Genomic DNA, 20,127 nt, shown 5'->3' on the forward strand with positions numbered 1-20,127 from the left:
AAAAATCATTGTAATGAAAAGATTGTATGTAACACTACTTGTAGTGGTAATGCTCATCCCTTGTCTGTTGGTAAACGGGAGCGAGCGGAAAAAGAACAAGAAAAAGGAAAATGTCGTACAGACAGATGTCGAGAAAAAGAAAAATGTAAGTAAGTATGACAAATTATTAAAACAGCCTGGTGTTGAAACAGCAAAAGGTGATTTTATGACAATTCATAAGATCGGAGATAAAATTTATTTTGAATATCCGGTAAAGTATTTTGATCGTGAAATTCTTGTGGGAAGTACGGTTGCTTCGTCTGGTTTTGCAAGAATGATTAATGTGGGGTATAAGTATCAGGGACCTCAGCATTTAATGGTAGAGTTGAAAGATTCAACGGTATTTTTTAATGTTCCAAATACAAAAGCCTATTTGAATAGTGAGGATCCAGGACTTAAAGAAGCCATGGAGAAGAATTTCATCCCTAATCTTTATAAGAAATTCCCGGTGTTAGCTTATAATGCGGATAGTTCCCGAGTTGTATTTGAGGCAACCAAGATGTTATCGGAATTGGGACCCGTTGGAATGTCTATAAGAGGATTTATGATGGAACCCAAAAAAGAGAATATTTCTTATGGGAAAATAAAAGCATTTGATGATAATGCTTCTATTGAGATGAAGCAACAAGTGGATGTTTCTATGCGATTTATGGGAAATCTTCCGATGGGAGATTTATCTGTTTCTTCTGTAGTGTCTTTATTGTTGTTGCCGGAAGAGAAGATGAAACCGCGTATCCAAGATTCGCGTATTGGCATTTTTTCAACAAATGGATTTAGCGGGGCTATGGTTTCCATGCCTAAAATAGAGGTGAGCGATAAAACAGACGGTTTTCGGGAATTTTTGTTTGCCAATCGTTGGAAACTAGAACCGGTAAACGAAGAGGCTTGGAAACGTGGTGAATTAACAGAGGTAAAGAAACCGATTGTTTGGTATGTGGATAATACATTCCCGTCAACTTGGAAAGAACCGATAAAAAAAGGCGTTTTACGTTGGAACAAAGCTTTTGAGCAAATTGGTTTAAAAAATGTGATGCAAGTTCGAGATTTCCCAACGGATGATCCCTCGTTCGACCCGGACAACTTGAAATATTCTTGTATTCGTTATTGTCCGGATGATGAGAAAAACGCCATGGGGCCGAGTTGGGTTGATCCGACAACCGGAGAAATTATAAATGCATCCGTGATCGTGTATAACGATATGGTGAAATTAATTAATCACTGGCGCTTTATACAAACATCTCAAATTGATCCTCGCGTACGAGTAGAAAAGATGCCTCAAGACGTGAGAGACGAATCCATCGAGTATGTGGTGGCTCATGAGATTGGTCACACGTTGGGATTGATGCATAATATGGGGGCTTCTGCTGCTATTCCGGTAGATTCTTTACGTTCTGCTACATTTACGCAAAAATACGGGACAACTCCTTCCATAATGGATTATGCGCGCTTTAATTATGTGGCTCAACCGGAAGACAAAGGGGTGAAATTGACTCCTCCGGAGTTAGGAGTATATGATTATTACGCTATTAAATGGCTTTATACTCCTATTTTTGGAGCGAAAGATATGTGGGAAGAAGCAGCAATTGCAGAGAAATGGATAGACGAAAAGGCCGGTGATCCTTTTTATCGTTACGGGGCACAACAGGTATCTGCCATTTGGGATCCCAGTTCTTTGGCGGAAGATTTGGGTGATAATCCGGTAAAAGCAGGTAAATATGGTGTGAAAAACTTGAAATATATACTGAAAAACTTGGATGAATGGAGTGGAGAAACCGGTGATGTTGAACGCCGTAAAGAGCTTTATGGAGAATTGGCAAGTCAATATGTTCGTTATTTATCAAATGCCATTTATCAGATTGGAGGTTTTAAAGTATCTCGCGTAAAAGAAAATACACCGGGAAAACCTGTTGAGGTTGTATCCAAAAAAGATCAGAAGGAAGCTTTAACTTGGGTGATGAATGAATTACGAAATTGTGAGTGGCTTGATGATTCGGAATTATTGAACAAATTTGGGGTGAGAATAAACATGTCTTCTAAATTGGCAGGATTACACCAGCAATTGTTAGGAAAAACACTTGAAAAAGTAGTTTTGGCTTCACACATGGCTAAAAATCAGAATCCGTATACATTACAAGAATACATGAATGATTTGTATGCAGAATTATTTGCCTCTACGATTAAGGGAAAACGTTTGACTGATACAGAAAAAGGTTTACAACGAGGAATCGTTACGAGTTTAACGCAGGCTCTAAATAGTCGGGGTGGAGGTAATTTTGTAGTTGGAATGGGAATTGCAAATCACACAGAAGATTCTTGTTGTTCTGCTTCGGAAGAGGACGAGGTAAATACCTTTGGTCCGACATCTCGTTCCGTGCTGTATGGATATAGTGTTGCAGAGATTAATGACATCGCAGTTTATCAATTAGCATTATTGGAAAAAATAAGTAGTTTGTTGAAGACGAAAGTGAATTCATCTGTTGATAAAGCTCATTATGCTTATTTATATCGAGAGGTGAGTAAAGCGTTGAAAATAGATTGATATAATTCCAAAAAGAATGTAAGTATTAAAATGAGTTGATACAACTCAAAATAAAGTGTGTAGCCTGTCATTGATGAAATTCCCAGCAATGGCAGGCTTCTTTTAAATCTACTCTCGTGATACTACTCAAATCTTACCCCAATAAGGTAGTAAACAAACCCAAATAATACCACATACTCAGAACTCATCCGAAGTTCACTCGTAGCTGAACCATCCCGTAACGTTTGAGCAACGGATGTGCAACGTTTGAGCAACGGTTAAGTGGGATTATTTCTATAGCTTTTCAGTAGGATTTCCCCTAGTTTTCAGTATAAGTTATTCCCGATGGTTCTATTAAACTTGCATTAAATAATTACCACGGAGAGTAACTTAGCTCTCCCTCTGTTTATAGAGGGAGTACGGCGAAGCCGGGAGGGAGTTGATTCCCTGTAAAGTTGTATATAAGTTCCTAAAAGTTTTATTTTAAATTTTCAACGGTTTGACACAACCATTTGAGGAATAAACATTTAGCGGAGTATTTGAGAAATAACAGTAACGAATTGGCAACCGTGCGATTTTCAGCGGTTTGCGGTGCTATGCTGTCAAATAACTCTTTTTGCAAAATTAGAATATCTTTTTTGAAATTCCAAGAATTTATATTCAAATTAAATGCCGCCTTGTTATTTCTATTGTCAAAGCTGCATCCATTCTCTACGTTTCTCTTTCGGAAAACGGTTGGCGGCAATACGAAGCATGACACGGGGCATTTCTTGCCGGTATTTGTCAATAAAGAGACTGAGCCGAATGAGGTCGTATTTACCCGCTTCATGCAACATCCATCCTACAGCTTTTTGTACCAGAACGTGGGGACTCCCCATCAAGGAGAGAGCAAGACGATATGTATCTTCAACATTACCATTATGTATAAACGTGTATGTAGCCATCATAGCGATACGGTTGTCCCAAGGCGAATCGCTTTTGGCTAACCGGTACAATACATCGCACGGTTTGTCATGTAGATATTCACCGACGATATAGGGAGATGAACTGTCTATTAAATCCCAATCGTTTATACAATTCGTATGATTGATGTAGAACTCGAAAATTTCAGTCCGTTCGCGTTCGTCTCCTTGTTTGAACTGTTTTTTGAGTATGATAAGCGCACACATTCGGTGTTCATGGACTTCTGACAAAAGCAACTGTTCTATTTCATCCAAACAAATATTGACGTACCGTTCGGCTACTTTTCTTATTTCCGCAACTTTAATGCCTATAAAGAAATCAGCCCCCACGCATCCTATTCTGTTTGATTCGGAACGGAAAGCGGTTCGGTTGTCAGCCACTTCATCCAGTTCGTCTATCAGCTTATGTACCTGCGCAGATAACTGTTCCATTTTATAAATCTTTCAATTTAGGCGATTCTGTTGCAATTAACTTTCTATCGAATGCAGCATATAGATACATAGCGGCAACGGAAGAGTATGGCGACCATTTCCGGCAACGCCGTTTGACCGCTTCCGGTTTCACATTCCGGGTACGGTAAAGCCACTTGTAAGCGGCTAAAAAGGTGGCATCCTCGTATGGAAGCACGTCGGGGCGATTGATTTTATAAAGATACATTTTGGCAGTCCAATTTCCTATGCCCTTGATAGCCGTCAGGGACTTTATAATCTCCGCATCGGAAAGTTCTTTGAGTTTTCCGAAGTCGAGACTGCCGGTTTCTACCATGAACGCTATTTCCCGGATGCACTCGGCTTTTCTCAAGGAAATACCTGTCTTTTTTAATTCATAGACAGACAACGAACATATTGCCCCGGCCGTCATTTCTCCCCGACAAAGGTCTGACAATCGTCCTGTCATCACATCGGCGGCTTGGATAGAAAGCATCTGTCCTATAACCTGCTCTATGAAGAAGCGAAAATCATCTTTGAGGTCAGTATGAGAAAGCGGACCGACCCGCTCTATCAGCCAAGCCAGCTTCTTATCCCTTCTTTTAAGAACAGAAACAGCTTCTTCATATAGTGGAAAGTTTTGTTCCGTCATATTACTTCATCTTTTGTCATTCAGGAAGATACGACCTTTAAGCCTATAATGGAAACTATCAGCGTAAAGATAAAGAAAAGCCTTCCGAAACTTACCGGCTCCTTAAAAAAGAGAATGCCAATCAGAACCGTGCCGACGGCACCGATTCCCGTCCAGACGGCATAAGCTGTGCCGATAGGCAAAGTTTTCAAAACTTTAGTCACGATGTACAAACTAAGCGCAATGGCACTTACCGTGCCTATGCACCACAAACCTTTTTCAAATCCTGCAGTCTTGCTCACTTTGCTCAAGCAGAAGGTAAAAACGAGCTCGATGCACCCGGATACCACTAAAAGCAACCAATTCATAACTTTAATTCTTTATGGGGTGCGAATTTCGGTATTTGCGGTTTGTTTCTTCTTTACATGTTTTAAAAAGCGATTTTACATTTGATAAATTCATTTCATTTGGGCTCTGATACGGCTCAAATTGACTTGGGAAATACCCAAATAAGAGGCTATTATACCTAATGGAACCCGCTGTATAATGCTTGGATATTCATTTATGAGTTCCTGATACCTTTCCAATGATGTCTTGAATTGCCGTGCTATAAACAATTTTTCTGATTTGATACAAGCTGATTCCGCATACCGGCGTCCCCAATTGGCTATATGTATATCGTTCCGATATAAATCCTGCAACCGTCCCAAATCAATTTCATACAAAACACAATCCTCTAGAAGTTCTACTGTGGCATATTCTCCCAAACCTGCAAAAAGAGTTTGCAGAGGAAATATAAGGTCTCCTTCCTGACCGAACCAGAATGTGATTTCCTTGTCGTTTTTATGTGCATATGCCCGAACGATTCCTTTCTTTATGAAATAAGACTTTGTTTCCTTTTTATATTCCCGATGCAAATGAAATTTTTTAGGGTATTCCACTTCCGATATTGAAGCTGCCAATGTGTCAAGAGAAAGTTGTGGCAGCGGATATATACTGTTTATTATATCATTAATATTCATTTTGTTAAATCTTACATATCGAACAATTATACCGTTGCAAAATTACGAAAAGTGCCGTTCATGCGAAATGATGAACGGCACTTTTTATTATTCCCAGTGAAATAAAACGGCTACAGTTTCATTCCCCTGCCTTTCCGTTGCTGTATAACGGGTTGGCGTATGGTCTGCCTTAGTTTCTCGAACTGCTCCCTGAACCATTCGCCGATGGGTCGCAAGTCAATCGTAAGGATAAACTTACCGTTGTCAGAGAATACTTTGGCTTTAACATCTTTTGCCATGAATTTCCGCTTGTGTTCTTCCGAATACAACTCGCCGTTGTACTCAATGGGTTTACCTGTCAGCAATGTCGCAGTCTGCTCTTTATTGAAACCTACAGCAAGGCACAATATTTCAATGTTAATCATGTCCTTGATTTGTGGGAACCATTTCAAGGTCTTGTTTAACAACACCGTAAGCCGTGAAATCTCACGTTTGAGGTTTGTTTCTGTCTGTGCCAATTCGTTGATATGCTTCTGTTGCATATCCAGCATTTGGCGGCTGTGGTCTGCCTGCATGGTCTGTATCTTGTCTTGCAGAGCCTCTATCGTTTCCTCGTGGTCGGCTACCTCCCTATGCAGGATGCTGTTCTCCCTCTTCAATGCCTTGACCTTGTTGCTCCCGAAAAGAGAGCCGACACTCTCGGCGATGTTGGCAGCTGCGGTCGTCGCAGCCCCTTTCAGCCGCTCGGTCTGTATCTCCTTTTTCGCCCGTACAAGCTCCTCCTGTGCCGTATCTTTCCGTTCCTGCAATTCCATCACCTCCGCTTTCAGTTCTTCAGTCTGACGCTTTATGTCACGGTAGTACTGCTGCGTGGAAACGTGCCTTGCGTCCGAACCGTCAATCCCCCTTTGCAGCCCGTATTTCGCCATCGCTGCGGCATAGCTGTCCTGATAGGATTTCAGTTTCAAACGGTTCATGATGTCATCGGCGCACAGCCTCACGCTGTCGGCAGGCTTTTTGCGGTAGCGTTTCTTCGCCTGCTCCTCCCGTTTCCTGCGCTTGCGCTCCCCCTTGCCTTATTGGGGAATTTTCAGCGTTGCCTGCAATGCGGCTCGGAAAATTCCCTAATAAGCTACGGTATTTTCTGTCCGCAAATACCCGTGCGCCGTCCGTCCCTGCCAGTTTACTTTGTTTGCCTTGCTTACCTGCTTTGCGTATATGACAATGTAAACAGAGTATCGTTAATCTGTGAGCATTGCAGCCGTCACAAACTCCCCATATCCCGTTTTCCTGCCGGGTTGATGACGGATGAAAATCCGTTGAATTGATGAATAGGGCATCTATAATGTTGATATTCATTGCTATAACAGCTCAACACATTCTCAACAAAGTACTAACCAAAAGAGAAAGGGCAAATGTTCCTGCTTGCAGTCCTCAACAGCTAATTTCTATTGTTGAGCTTTTGTTGAGAATATATATTACTCATTATCATATACTTAATGCTTGTATTCAACAATTCATTAGAATAACGGTGTATCTTATGGCAGAAACGGTCGCACATGTTTCGTGTATGGGTACGTACTAACAGCAATACGCACCCCCGGATGATAGTAGGAACAGACATATTTTCTCTTTTTGCCGGTACATCCTCTTTAACAAGGCATTGCGCAGCCTTTCCGCACCGCATGAGGCGATACGGAATGCGAGTGCGACAACCATTTCAAAACTGTAAACGTCCAGCCCGTAACCGTTCTCCAAACGCAGATAACGTTTTGTGTCGTACTCTTTCAGAACTCCGTTCTTGTAAACGGCTCTGATTCCTGCATGGACTGTAGGGGCGGTTACCCCGAACAGCCCGACAAGTTCCGGCTCGGACATCCACACGTTGGCTGTATCAGTCGGCATGATGATATTACCGTGTTCGTCCATCGTGATAATATTCCTTTCTTCTTTCATCGGTATTCACTTTTAAGGTTACTGAATGGCACGGCAGATGTTCTTCTCCATGTCCTCCAGCTTGTGCGACAAGGCTTCCATGTCCCGGCTTATCTTTTGAGCGGTGATTTTGGCGTATATCTGCGTGGTCTTGATGTTCATGTGCCCCAACAGTCGGCTCACGGTCTCAATCGGCACACCATTGGATAAAAGCATGGTCGTTGCGTTCGTGTGCCTTGCGACATGATAGGTCAAGCGCACCTTGAAACCGCACTGCCTGCCTATCTCTTTCAGTATCTTGTTGCAGGTGGTATTGCTCGGCATGGGGAAAACATGACCGTCCCGTGTCATTCCCTTGTACTTCTCTATTATCCTTTGCGGAACATCCAACAGACGGATGTTCGATTCCGTGTTCGTCTTCTTTCTTCGGGTGATAATCCACAGATTGCCGTCGAAGAAGGTTTGCAGACGGTCGGCGGTGAAATTCTTCACATCGGAATACGCCAGCCCCGTGAACACCGAAAAGACGAACAAGTCCCGTACGAGTTCATGCTGTCCGTTCTTCATCGGCATATCTATAAGCGTCTGTATCTCCGCTTGGGTAAGGTAGCCCCTATCCACGCTTTCCGGGGAGTTGATATATCCGGCAAAGGGATTGAACGGCAGCCGTCCGTCGTTTCTCGCTATCGAGATGATGTGTTTCAGTACAATCATGTAGCCCCACACGGTATTGGTGCGGCACTTCTTCTCCGTCCGCAGGAAATACTCGAAGTCGTTGATGAAAGAGAGGTTCAACTCCTTGAGGGGAATATCCTCACGCTTGTAGGTATGGGGCAGGAACTCCCGGATGTGCTTGCAGACGGTCAGATAACGGGTGAATGTCCCCTGCGCTCGGCTGTGCCCGACTTTCTTGGCGAACTCGGCGTTGTGCTGCTCGAATAGTTTCAGCAAGGTTTCCTGCTTGACACCGATACCGAGATAGGTGTCTTTGAGCTTGGCGGCTGTAACATACCCGTCCGTCTGCATAAGCTCCTGATAGCGGCGGTTCACGTCCACACGGATTTTATCGACGGTATGGTTGATTCGCTGCGCCTCGATGCTCTTGCCCGAAGCACGGCTGTTTTTCACGTCCCACAGGCGTGGGGGAACGTCCAGCTTGCAGCTGAACTGTTTAATCTCGCCGTCCACGGTAAGACGGCACATCAGGGGCAGGTTGCCGTTGGGTTTGGCACTGCCTTTCTTCACGTAGAATAAGACTTTGAATGTACTTCGCATAACTCACCCTTTTTTTGGTTACAAAATTAAATTACAGTGAGTTACCGACAGATAAGCAAATCTGCGCAAATCGCAGAAATAGAAGCGTTTAACTAAAAATTTTCATCCGTTACGGCAGTAATGGGGTGGTAACTGAACTCCTGCCGCATTTGGCTTTAAAGTGGCTTTCAGTTGCTTCCTTACCACATAAAAACGAAGCGTAACGGACACTGTTTCAGTGCTATTCGCTACGCTTCGCTCAAATTTGTATTCTCGCTATGTGTTTATTTTAAAAATGCAGGTTTCATGCAAAAGGAGGGTTGCTTGGATTAAAATTATAGATGGATAAATAAAATGAAGCAAAAGTTATGGGAATGAAAAAAAGTATTCATATATTTGCCCTAATGGAAATAATGGGTAGGAGAGCCTACCTTGGATATATTGTGAAAATTGTTACATCTTGAGCCTGAAATCGCCAAATTTGATGCACACAAGATGGACATATGTTCACGCTGGCAAGCGTGGATTGTTGTCTATTGTGTGCAGGTGTTTGGCGATACCGAGGTTCAAATAGCACGATCCTCGCTTTTTTATTGTGTAATTTTTGCTTTTGGGGATTGGAGTAAAACTAAAATCAAGGTTATGAATAAATCACCAGGGTAAAGAATTAACGAGACTTCTCTAACCATATTCACAAGGTGAAATTTGGAATACTTTTATACCTGTTTCTAAACGATGTTTTCTTGTCTTTTTGTCCGGTATAGTTTTATGGCTGAGGCGTATGATTAAATAGAATACTCGTGTGAAAAGATTGAAAGTCAATAGAAACTAAGGTGGCATTCTATACAAAAAAGAGAGCCCAACGCCTAGGAAACCTTGGAACTCTCCTAAAACAAAATGTTTTATTAAATTATGTAGCACAAATTTATGGAAAAAAAGCGAAACTGCGCTTGGTCATGCTATTGGATAGCATGGCGCAAAATGTTAATGTTTACGAAATTATTGGGAATCTTGTTGTTTGTTGTGTGTATGTTTTTGCCTGCCAGAGGAATAGCTCAGGAAAGAGTAGTATCTGAGAAAGAAAAATCCAAGGTTATCCAAGGGTGGGTGTATGATAAAAATAAGCAAGTATTACCCGGTGTTTCGGTAAAAATAGCAGGGACATCAATCGGAACTTCCACGAATGTGAAAGGGTGGTTTCGGATAACACTGCCCATACAACGGGGTTCCCTGGAATTTTCTTTTATAGGTTTAAAAAAGCAACTTATAAATTTTACGGAGAAGACGGATACGTTGCAAATTGTATTGGAGGAAGATTTGATGGAGTTGGAGGAAGTGACGGTGTCCACGGGATATTATAAAGTGGATAAGCGTCATTTGACAAGTTCCGTGACCACGTTGAAGATGGATGATATCATGCAACCGGGAGTCGGGACGTTGGATCAAATGCTGGAGGGAAGGATTCCGGGAATGATTTTTATGCAGAATAGCGGACAAGTGGGAGCTGCACCCAAGATTAAGATACGTGGAACAACAACGTTGTTGGGAAGTACAGCTCCCTTGTGGGTGTTGGATGGGGTGATTTTGACTGATCCTGTGAATGTTGATCCTGCAAGTATCAATGACTTGGATTTCGTGAACTTGTTAGGGAATGCCATTTCCGGTTTGAATCCCGAGGATATCGAAAAGTTGGACGTGTTGAAAGATGCTTCGGCTACTGCCATTTACGGACCTAAAGCTTCTAACGGTGTTATCGTGATTACCACGAAAAAGGGAAAAGTCGGGGCGCCAACCGTTTCTTATTCATTATCGGGAACCTATCGCCAACGTCCTCGTTACACGGATCGTTCTGTTGATGTGATGAATTCGCAGGAACGAATTGATTTTTCCAAGGAAGTTGTGCGCAAAAAGCAACTTGTGCCGAATTTGACGAGCTACGTGGGGTATGAGGCTGCCTATAATGATTATGTGAATGGGGTGATATCTCCGGATGAATTTATTCGGAAGGTGAAGTATATGGAAACGGTGAATACCGATTGGTTGGGTTTGTTAATGCAAGACACCTATTCTCACGCGCATACGTTGAGTGTTTCCGGGGGATCGGAAAATGTTCGTTATTATACATCGTTGGGGTATTCGGCTGAGAATGGAAATTTGAAAGGAGAAGAGAATAATCGTTACAGCGCGATGGCTAAGGTCGATATCAATTACAATAAGTTTATTCTGTCATTTAATTTAAACGGGAATGTACAGAAAAGGCAGTATACTCCTCAGGAAGTCGGGTTGATGTCGTATGCATTGAATACGGCTCGTAGCGTGGGGGCATATAACGAGGATGGTAGTTTGATGTTTTATCAGAGGGATAATAATTTGGATCACATGTATTCCAAGCCGTTCAGTATTATTAATGAAAGGAAGAATACGGATGATGATGTGCAAACCAATGCGATTAGTGCGAGTGCGAATGTTGAGTATCGATTGATTCCTAGTTTGAAGGTCGGGATGCAATTTTCTTACGGGGTATCTAATTTTGAAGAGAAAGTTTACTTTGGAGAGAAAAGTTGGTATGCGGCAAATTTGAAGAGAGAGTATGCTCCCGGGACTGCTAATTTCGGGTATATAGCAGCTAATTCGGGAATGCCTGTCGGGGGTGAATTGCGATTGAATAATACTAAAAATGAGAATTATAGTATTCGGGCGAATTTGGCCTTCAATAAATTTTTGGATAAAGAAAACAGCCATCAGTTTCAGGCGTCTGTTATCGGTGAGTTGAGTTCTACGCTTTACACCGGTTTTGCCATTACCAAACGAGGGTACATTCCGGAGCGGGGAATGCTTTTTGATGATGTTAATTTGTCGGATTCGTGGGGATACGTGTCATATCCTGATTATGACAATTGGTTAAAAACTAATTCTGCTGCCAAGGGGATTTTGACTCATAATTTGACTCGTCAGGTGGGATTGGTCGGAACGTTGTTTTATGCTTATAAAGATGCGTATATTTTTAATGCTAATATGCGTATCGACGGAAGTAATAAATTCGGGGATGCTAGTAATGAAAAATTAAACCCGATATGGTCCGTTTCCGGTCGGTGGAATATACACGAGAATCTGTTGTCGAATAAATGGTGGATCAATACTCTTGCGTTAAAAGCCTCGTTCGGTTACCAGGGGAATATGTCTGCCCAGGATTCTCCCAACTTGATTGTACAGCGGAAGGGCACGCATTGGGCATTTAACGAATTATACTCTTCCATCAAGTATTACCCGAACCCGCATTTAAAATGGGAAAAGACGTCAACCTATAACATCGAGTTGGAATATTCGTTGTTTAATAACAAGCTAGTCGGGAATTTCAGTTATTATTACCGGCACACGACGGATGCGTTTATGTCAAAAACGGTTTCGAGAATTAACGGTGTTAGCAGTTACACGGTAAATCAGGGGACGTTAAATAATCAAGGTTTTGAATTTGATATTAATTATACCCCCATCGAGAATCTTGGTGCGGGAGGGGAGAAACGCGGTTTTGTGTGGCGTATAAACCCGAATTTCGGTTCCGTGTTCAATCAATTGGTGGATAAAGTGAAAGGTAAAGACAAGGTTTTACAGGATGAAATCAGGTACGGGGATTATCTGGATGGCCGGGTGCAAGTGTCGGGACGTCCCGTGAACACGTTTTATTCCTATAAGTTTACAGGCTTGGATCCCAAGGACGGTCGTCCTACTTTTTACGGGACGGATGCCGACGAGATTGTCGGAAAGGATAAAAATGGGAATGACCTGACTCGTCAGAGAGCGTATGAGTTGATGACGTTGGGAGAGGTGTGTATGGAAGTCATGGAGCATTCCGGTTGTAGGGAACCTTTTTTGCAGGGAAGTATCAGTAATTATTTGGGCTGGAGAAATTGGGGTTTATCTTTTAATTTAGCCTATAGTGTGGGATCGAAGATTCGTCTGTTGCAAATGTATGGAAGCAATAATTCAGCCGTTTTACCTCCGGTGACAAATATGCGAGGTGAATTCGTGAATCGTTGGCAACGTCCCGGAGATGAGGAATATACGAATGTTCCCGGTTTGTTGGATGCTAAAAGTTACAACAGGACTAAAACTCCCTGGTGGAATGATAAACCGTATGAATTTGCCGGAACGATTTGGAATATGTACGACAATTCCAATCTACGTGTTGCTTCGGGAGATTATTTGAAATTGACGAGTTTGTCGTTACGTTATGTCGTTCCGGAGAGGATTTGCCATAAAATGTATATGAAATCGGCCTATTTGAATGTGAGTGGAACAAATCTATTTACCATTTGCAGTAAAAAATTGAAAGGGCAGGATCCCTCTCAATCCGGTTCTTCCGAGTTGATAAACATATCCGTTCGCCCGACTTATAGCCTTAGCTTGAATGTAACATTTTAATGCGTGAAAAAGATGAGAAAATATGTAATCTTAATACTTTGTGGGTTATTGTTTAACTCGTGCGGAAAATTCTTGGAAGAGTTTTCACAGGATTTGGCGTATGCGGAGAGTTGTACCGATTTGGACGAGATTCTTATCGGGAATGGGTACATGGATCAGCCGACGTTTGCTACAGAGGCCAGTATTTATGGAAATGGCTACTATCCTTATATTCATGTGATGGATGACGATGTGGTGATGACAATATTTAAAAAAGATGGCACTAGAGATGTGATTAACAATTTGGTTTCTTTCAAGAATTTCTATGACTGGTCTGACCAATTGACGATAAACCCGAAGACAGAGGAGGAGTGGGAAGATCGGGATTGGGAGAAAATGTATAGTCATATTGCTTACCTGAATGTCATCATCGCTCACGTGAAAAAATTTACAAACGATTCTGTTGAGATTCGAAATAGAATTGAAGGGGAGGCTCGTTTCTTAAGAGGGGCTTATTACTACCTGCTGGTCAATCTTTATGCGAATCCTTACGTGAAAGAGACGGCGTCCACGGATATGGGAGTTCCTTTAAATCTTACCGAGGATATTGTGGATGAATATTATAAACGTAATTCCATGGAAGAGTGTTATCGGGTGATCGTGGAAGATCTGAAAGCTGCCGCGGAGAAATTGAAGGGGGTAACCCAACCGACCATCTATCGGGTGAATGAGCTTGCCGCTCGTGTCTTGTTAAGCAGGGTGTACCTGTATATGGGAGAGTGGCAATTGGCGTTGGATGAATGCCAGAAAGCATTGGCGTTGGAAGGTGTAGAGTTGATGGATTTGAATTCGTTTCCGGGAAGAGAGGGAAACCGGAATATGCTAGATGTACAAAATCCGGAAATTGTATTTACTCAAGGGTATAATGCAACTACTTTATTTTACAAGGATATTAGCTATTTTATGATATGTTCTTTCGCTTGTTCGGAAGAGTTGATTTCTTTATATAACCAATGGGATGATCAGGGAGTCAAGGATTTGAGATTGAATGCCTTTTTTGAACTTCATGGAGATGAGCAGTACAAGGTGGCTAAAGTGGTAGAGAAAGTCTACGATTGTTTTGTGATTCGGAGCGCGGAATTATATTTGAACAAGGCGGAAGCTGAAGCCATGTTGGATAAAGCGGATGCCAAGCAGACGATTAAAACGCTATTGTACAATCGCTTTGAAGGAGAAATCCCCCCTGTAGATGGATTGAGTGGGAAGGATTTAGTCTCGTTTATCCGGGATGAACGACGTCGGGAACTTTGTTTCGAGGCTCACCGTTGGTTTGATTTGCGTCGGTACGCTGTTTCTCCGAAATACCCGGAGAAAAAATCCATAAGACATGAGACTTATGATAAAAATGGAGTCTTGGAAGGGGATTACGTGTTGAAACCGTATGGTGAAGATCCGGCGTGGGTGTTACCGATTCCCGGTTACGAGATCGTGTACAATCAAGGTAATTTGGTGGATAATCCCCAGCGGGTGGAAAGAGAATTGGAGTAACGGATAATAAAAAATAAGTTATATGTGGAAAAGTTATTTATTATATAGTGTATGCGTCTTTATGTTATTGATTTCTTGTAATGAAGAAGATATTAAACTGGATGCAAGTACTGTTGTTGACTGGTTTGCCGTGCCGGATAGACCGGGAGAATTAGGACATTTACTTCATAAAATATATGAAGAGACAGGGGTTTCCGTGTTCGTTAACGACACGTTGGGGTACGTGGAAGATGGTGTTGATGCTAACGGAGATCCGGTCAGATTTTATGAGACCGTAAGTGAAAGATACCTTATTTACAGTTCCGTGTCAAAAGATATTCGTTTCGTTTTATCGAAAGATACGGTTGCCATGTTGAAGGCTGCTTCTGCGATCGAGAAATGGGTGGTCCCGAATTTGCCTCCTTCGGGTAAATATAGGATGAAATCTTTATTGTTGGTTGATAGCTTGTTGACGGCAGATTATGGCGGTGATACGATAAGAGAGGGGGGAAAAACGGCATGGGTTTTTGAGGAATCAATAGAAACAACTCCCGTGGGTAAACTGGCAGATATAAAGAATATGAATGAATCCACGTTGAAGTTTTGGGCCGGAATGGTGCTGAGTGCTAAAGTATATACTTGGTTAGACAGTCATTGTTCTGATTCCCTAAAAGTCTTTTATAAAATGACTAATTCGGATTTACCAACAAAAGCTAGAACTCTATACAATCTGCATGATTATAAATTTTATAGAATGATTGATACCGGAGAGGAGATTGATTTGAATTCGGATTGGTATTTCGGTGCAGAATTATGGGACCATTGGCGTATGGGATTTTTGGAATGGGGGGATACGGAATGGCGTGAAATTGATCCTAACAATAGTAACAGAGAGATAGTACATCGTAAAGCTTTGGAAAAAACTTGTGATGCGATGAATTATATTGCTGCTGTTTACGCTTTTTCGGACGAAGAGTTCAAGAATCTTTTTACAGGTGTGGAGTATAGCGAAAAATGTATTCAGAGACGTTTGTACATGAAAAAGTTAGTGGAGCTTTTTTGTGAAGCAAACGGTACTACGTATCAATCTTTTCGTTAGAAAGGAATTAGAATGTTAGAATGAAAGGGGAACTAATGCTTGCTGAATGAAATTGGTGAATTAGTTCCTCTTTTGTTAATAAATCAGGTATGAAAAGAATTATTTTATTGGGAATAAGTCTTTTGACTTATTGTAGTGTGTTTGCCCAGGGTGTAAAATTTGATACAATTTCTTTGGATCAAGCTCTTGCTAGGGCACAGGCGGAGGGAAAGCTCGTTTTTGTTGATGTTACTGCTTCTTGGTGTGAGCCGTGTCGATTGATGTTTGAAGAGGTGTTGAGTAAAAAAGAGGTGGGAGAGTTTTGTAACAAACAATTTGTCTGTATACAAATAGATATAGATAAATTGGAAGGGAAAGATTTTAAAAAGAAGTATGGTGTGAAGTCCCTCCCGACATTTTTTATTTTGCAAAAGGATGGCACCGTAAGGCATCGTTTGCAGGGATCAAGAAGACCGGAAGATTTTCTGGCTTGGGCCAACCGGGGTGTGAGTGAAACGTCATCCTTGTTTTTTTTGAATAGTTTGCTTGAACAAAAACAGAAGATGAGTTTGCAGAATAGGGTGGATTATTATTTGGTGTTGCAAGATACAAGGAAGTTGCACGAAGCCGATAGTCTTCGGTCGGTTTTGTTTGAACAGACATCATTTGAAAAATTGATAGATAAAGAGTGTTGGCCTCTTTTTAGTGGAGATACATATGGAAGCGAATATTTTGAATACGTGGTGAAGCATGGAGATAAATTTCGGGAGAAGCAAGGGAAAGACCGTATTGACGATTATCTGGTTCAAGGCTATAAGCATGAGATCCTGCGTTTGATGTATGATTGCCAGGCTTCTCCCGAAGCGTTCGATTTGATCGAACAAATTACAACAGCGTTGTCCGTCCCTGGTCGTACGATGATCTCGGAGGAAGATAAAGTTAGAGTCGTGTTGGCTTGGGCAAAAGAAGTGAAAGCTTTCTTGGAAAATGACATCTCGGGGATGGTGGAAGGAATGCGAGAATTGGTGGAGCTTAACGAGTGGAAGGATTGTTTGTGGTATGCCATGAAATACGTGGGGGTGAATGGGAATGGTGAAGATAAGGAACGCATGGGGCAATTTACTTTCAAGATGTTATTCGAATTTGCCAATACTCCTGTTGAACAATGGGATTTCTATCAAAAGTTTAGGTTTTTGGGGTTTCCGATAAGTTGTAACGGGAAATTTTGGAGTAATGCTTTGGAGCAAGTAAGGGTGAAGGATAAGCCGTTGTTGTTAGAATGTGTGAGAGGTAATGATGCTTATTTTATTGCTCGGAATTGGGCGTGGGATTTACCCGAACGGGTGAGTTATCTGGATTCTTTATGTGTTAGCGTGAGGATTGATATGGATGATCCCGCTGTGGCTTTTTTGAAGGAGGGATTTGAAATAACCAATTACCCCGCTTATTTTTTGCTGGATAAAGAGGGTAAGGTCAAATATTCTTGGGAAGGTATGATTGAAGAAGATCAAGTCTTTAGAGACTCGTTACGGAAAGGGTTGGAAGGTATTTGACGTGTTTTCGACAAACAGAGGAAGAGTTGGAATTCTGCTATGATGAATAGGGATTACCGGCTCTTCCTCTGTTATGTTCTAATATTTGAATGAACTTCCTCCTAAAAATTCCCTCAAGATGGAAGTTGGTGGTATTTCTCGGGTCGGTACGGCTTGGACGTACGAGAAGAACTTCAACAGGCGGGAGGCCTTGGAGTGTTCCGGGTATTTTACCAGCACTTCTTCCAAAAGTGGAACCGCTTGTTGTTTCAAAGCTCCCAATTCGTACACGAGTGCCGAATTGAACATGACGTCGGCTTCTTCCTGGTAGGGAGTGATGTGTTTTTGTTCACCGGAAAGCACGCTTTCCCATCTTTTTAACGTGTCGAGAGCCGAATAGCCCCGGTATTTATGATCCCGAACCATGCGGCGGATCAAACGATTGTCCGATGGGTTAATAATGTTGTGGTTATCAATAGAGATCACCGTAAGTGCCGAAATAAATATTTTGAACAGGCTTTCATGAGGCAGGTATTCGGTTAGTTTGGGATTCAAACCGTGAATCCCCTCCACGATAATCACGTTGTTGCTACTCATTTTTAATATCTCTCCGTCGTAGAAACGTTGGCCTGTTTCGAAGGAGAACTTGGGAATTTCTACTTCTTCACCTCTCAATAAACTCATGATGTTATCGTTGAAGGTGTTGATGTCCAAAGCGTCAATCGTCTCGAAGTCATATTCCCCTTTCTCGTCTCGGGGCGTGTTTTCCCGGTTCACGAAATAGTTGTCCAGGGATAAGTTGACAGGTTTGATGCCGTTTACCAATAATTGGATGGCCAATCGTTTCCCGAATGTGGTTTTTCCCGAAGAAGAGGGACCGGCGATGAGCACGACTTTTACCTTCTTTTGTTTTTTGATCTGGTCGGCGATCTGGGAGATCTTTTTCTCGTGTAGGGCTTCGCTGACCTTGATCATGTCGCCGGCATGTTTGTGCTCGATGGCTTGGTTTAAATGCCCGATTTGCATTACTTCGGAGATTTTGCCCCACCGTTTGAACTCGCTGAAGGTGCTGAACAGTTTCTCTTGGGGGACGAACGGGAGTATTTGCGTCGGGTTTGTCCGGTCGGGGAGCATCAATAGCATGCCATCTTTGTAATCCATCAGGTCGAATACTTTCAAGCATCCGGTGGAAGGTGCCAGTGTCCCGTAGAAGTAGTCGCAAGTCCCGTCAATGGAATAGACAGAGGTGAACATCTTCCCTCGGGTGGAAAGTAATATCTCTTTATCCTTTAAACCTTGACGGTTGAAAAGTTTGATGGCTTCTTCCGTGGGAGTTTCCGTGCGCATGATCTCGTAATCGTGATCGATGATACGTTGCATTTCTTTTTTTATCTCGGTAATCCTGTCACCGGTGAGTGTAAACTCTTTGTTTGCCAAGCGACAGAAGATTCCGTTAGAAAGATGGTATTCCACGACGAGTGTTTTTTTCGGGTAGAGATCGCGTATCGCCTTGTAAAGTACGAAAATGAGAGAACGCAGGTACACGCTATACCCGTCCAACGTGGTGACATCAATGAAGTTCACGTATTTGGGGTTGTATATCTCGTAATGCAGATCTCGTACCTCGTTATTGACTAACGCACCCAGAATGTTCTGGTGATTTGTGGGGAATACAATTTTCTTGAATTCTTTTAAACTAGATCCAGTGGGTATCTGGTATTCTTTTCCATTGTTTTCGCAAAAGATGGTTATTTTATTCTTTTCCATGTTGGGAGTTTTTTACATCAAATATAGGCTGAATGGTACAAATAGCGTGCCGAACACCTTTTATTTGTATACTTGCTTGTTTTCAGGAATGGCGATATAATACGTTTTATGTTTCCCGACTTTTAACGAGGTCTGCCGTAGCCAAGGATTAAAGCGTTTCAACGTTTTGTAGGATATTCCATGCTCTTGCGCGAAGTCCGCCAAGTCCTTTATGTTTTTGGTTACTTTGACCTGCGTGGTCGGTTCCACGGGATACAAGTGGTCCACGTAAAAATCATACAAGTGAGGTTCTTCCATGATTTGCTTTAAGGCCAGCATGCGGTACACGTATCTTCCGGTTTCCTCGTTTAGCAGGAGGTCGTAAAAGTTTTTTTCTTTTTGTCGGTTCATCTGTTTGGTGAGCATGTTCATACCACCGTTGTAGGAGGCTGCAGCCAGTGTCCAGGAACCGAATTTTTGATAGGCTTTTTTCAAGTAGGTACAAGCGGCACGGGTAGCTTTTTCCACGTGATAGCGTTCGTCCACGTCGTTCGTCACTTCCAGTCCCAGTTCTTTGGCCGTAGCACTCATGAGTTGCCATATTCCCACGGCTCCGGCATAAGATACGGCCAGCGGGTTCAGGCTACTTTCGATGACGGCCAGGTATTTGAAATCATTCGGAACGCCTTCCGCTTTTAGGATGGGTTCGATAATATGAAAATAGCGGGGAGCATTTTTCAGAATCTGGATCGTGTGTGAATGCAAGTAGGTATTCACGATCAGTTCCTTTTTGAAAGCTTCTGTCACGTCGATTCTTTCCAGGGGTACCGGTTCTCCGGCCAAACTGAATGTTGTCGGTAAATCCACGTCTGATGATTTCATGAGGAGGAATGGCGGTTCCTCGTTCTTCTTATGTTCCTTTTGATCGTGATAAATGTAATACCCGATCGCTGCACTATTTAGCAAGACAAGAATTGTCAGAAATGTAAGTAAAATGTTCCTTTTCACTGCCAATGATTTTATTTTTCGAAAATACATCTTTTTCTTGATTTTTACGATAAAGTAGAGAAAAAA

The 20,127-nt window shown here is 42.2% G+C and carries 14 protein-coding genes and 1 pseudogene; 5 read left to right on the forward strand and 10 right to left on the reverse strand.

Annotated features, from left to right (window positions below; genetic code table 11):
* The first annotated feature begins 13 nt into the window (after window positions 1-13).
* A complete protein-coding gene (locus D8S85_RS18935; RefSeq protein ID WP_127075517.1) occupies window positions 14-2,578 on the forward strand; it encodes a zinc-dependent metalloprotease in 2,565 nt (854 codons plus the stop codon).
* A gap of 671 nt (window positions 2,579-3,249) precedes the next feature.
* On the opposite strand, the gene D8S85_RS18940 is transcribed toward D8S85_RS18935, so the two are convergent.
* The 8 genes and pseudogenes from D8S85_RS18940 to D8S85_RS18975 all read right to left on the reverse strand — a co-directional run bounded on the left by D8S85_RS18940 (window position 3,250) and on the right by D8S85_RS18975 (window position 8,790).
* Entirely contained in the window at window positions 3,250-3,951 is a 702-nt protein-coding gene (locus tag D8S85_RS18940) for a DNA alkylation repair protein (RefSeq protein ID WP_127075519.1), read from the reverse strand.
* Between the two features lies 1 nt (window position 3,952).
* A complete protein-coding gene (locus D8S85_RS18945) occupies window positions 3,953-4,600 on the reverse strand; it encodes a DNA-3-methyladenine glycosylase family protein (protein WP_127075521.1) in 648 nt (215 codons plus the stop codon).
* 20 nt (window positions 4,601-4,620) lie between these two features.
* The gene (locus D8S85_RS18950) at window positions 4,621-4,947 is read right to left on the reverse strand and encodes a DMT family transporter (RefSeq protein WP_127075523.1); all 327 of its coding nucleotides are present in this window, start codon (window positions 4,945-4,947) and stop codon (window positions 4,621-4,623) included.
* Window positions 4,948-5,037: 90 nt separating this feature from the next.
* Window positions 5,038-5,601, reverse strand: coding sequence for a Crp/Fnr family transcriptional regulator (locus D8S85_RS18955; protein ID WP_127075525.1), 564 nt, complete (start codon window positions 5,599-5,601; stop codon window positions 5,038-5,040).
* Window positions 5,602-5,711: 110 nt separating this feature from the next.
* Window positions 5,712-6,653: pseudogene (locus tag D8S85_RS18960) on the reverse strand (MobV family relaxase); the annotation flags it as partial.
* On the reverse strand, window positions 6,562-6,939 hold the full coding sequence (locus tag D8S85_RS18965) for a hypothetical protein (RefSeq protein ID WP_127075527.1): 378 nt from the start codon (window positions 6,937-6,939) through the stop codon (window positions 6,562-6,564). The pseudogene D8S85_RS18960 and the gene D8S85_RS18965, both read right to left, overlap by 92 nt.
* Before the next feature lie 222 nt (window positions 6,940-7,161).
* On the reverse strand, window positions 7,162-7,536 hold the full coding sequence (locus D8S85_RS18970; protein ID WP_127075529.1) for a hypothetical protein: 375 nt from the start codon (window positions 7,534-7,536) through the stop codon (window positions 7,162-7,164).
* 18 nt (window positions 7,537-7,554) lie between these two features.
* On the reverse strand, window positions 7,555-8,790 hold the full coding sequence (locus tag D8S85_RS18975; protein ID WP_127075531.1) for a site-specific integrase: 1,236 nt from the start codon (window positions 8,788-8,790) through the stop codon (window positions 7,555-7,557).
* A gap of 906 nt (window positions 8,791-9,696) precedes the next feature.
* On the opposite strand from D8S85_RS18975, the gene D8S85_RS18980 reads away from it, so the two are divergent.
* The 4 genes from D8S85_RS18980 (at window position 9,697) to D8S85_RS18995 (ending at window position 17,328) form a co-directional block, all read left to right on the forward strand.
* Window positions 9,697-13,191, forward strand: coding sequence for a SusC/RagA family TonB-linked outer membrane protein (locus tag D8S85_RS18980; RefSeq protein ID WP_127075533.1), 3,495 nt, complete (start codon window positions 9,697-9,699; stop codon window positions 13,189-13,191).
* A 12-nt stretch (window positions 13,192-13,203) separates the two neighbouring features.
* Complete coding sequence (locus D8S85_RS18985; protein WP_127075535.1) at window positions 13,204-14,718, forward strand: RagB/SusD family nutrient uptake outer membrane protein; 1,515 nt, start codon at window positions 13,204-13,206, stop codon at window positions 14,716-14,718.
* A 22-nt stretch (window positions 14,719-14,740) separates the two neighbouring features.
* The gene (locus D8S85_RS18990; protein ID WP_127075537.1) at window positions 14,741-15,796 is read left to right on the forward strand and encodes a hypothetical protein; all 1,056 of its coding nucleotides are present in this window, start codon (window positions 14,741-14,743) and stop codon (window positions 15,794-15,796) included.
* A gap of 89 nt (window positions 15,797-15,885) precedes the next feature.
* Complete coding sequence (locus D8S85_RS18995; RefSeq protein WP_106482053.1) at window positions 15,886-17,328, forward strand: thioredoxin family protein; 1,443 nt, start codon at window positions 15,886-15,888, stop codon at window positions 17,326-17,328.
* A gap of 78 nt (window positions 17,329-17,406) precedes the next feature.
* Here D8S85_RS18995 and D8S85_RS19000 read toward each other — a convergent pair whose 3' ends face one another.
* Window positions 17,407-19,074 carry a nucleoside kinase gene (locus D8S85_RS19000; protein ID WP_106482055.1) on the reverse strand — a complete coding sequence of 556 codons (1,668 nt, stop codon included), beginning with the start codon at window positions 19,072-19,074 and terminating at the stop codon, window positions 17,407-17,409.
* 60 nt (window positions 19,075-19,134) lie between these two features.
* Window positions 19,135-20,061 carry a lytic transglycosylase domain-containing protein gene (locus tag D8S85_RS19005; RefSeq protein WP_106625178.1) on the reverse strand — a complete coding sequence of 309 codons (927 nt, stop codon included), beginning with the start codon at window positions 20,059-20,061 and terminating at the stop codon, window positions 19,135-19,137.
* Between the last annotated feature and the right edge of the window lie 66 nt (window positions 20,062-20,127).

Source organism: Butyricimonas faecalis (assembly GCF_003991565.1).
Taxonomy (GTDB): Bacteria; Bacteroidota; Bacteroidia; order Bacteroidales; family Marinifilaceae; genus Butyricimonas; species Butyricimonas faecalis.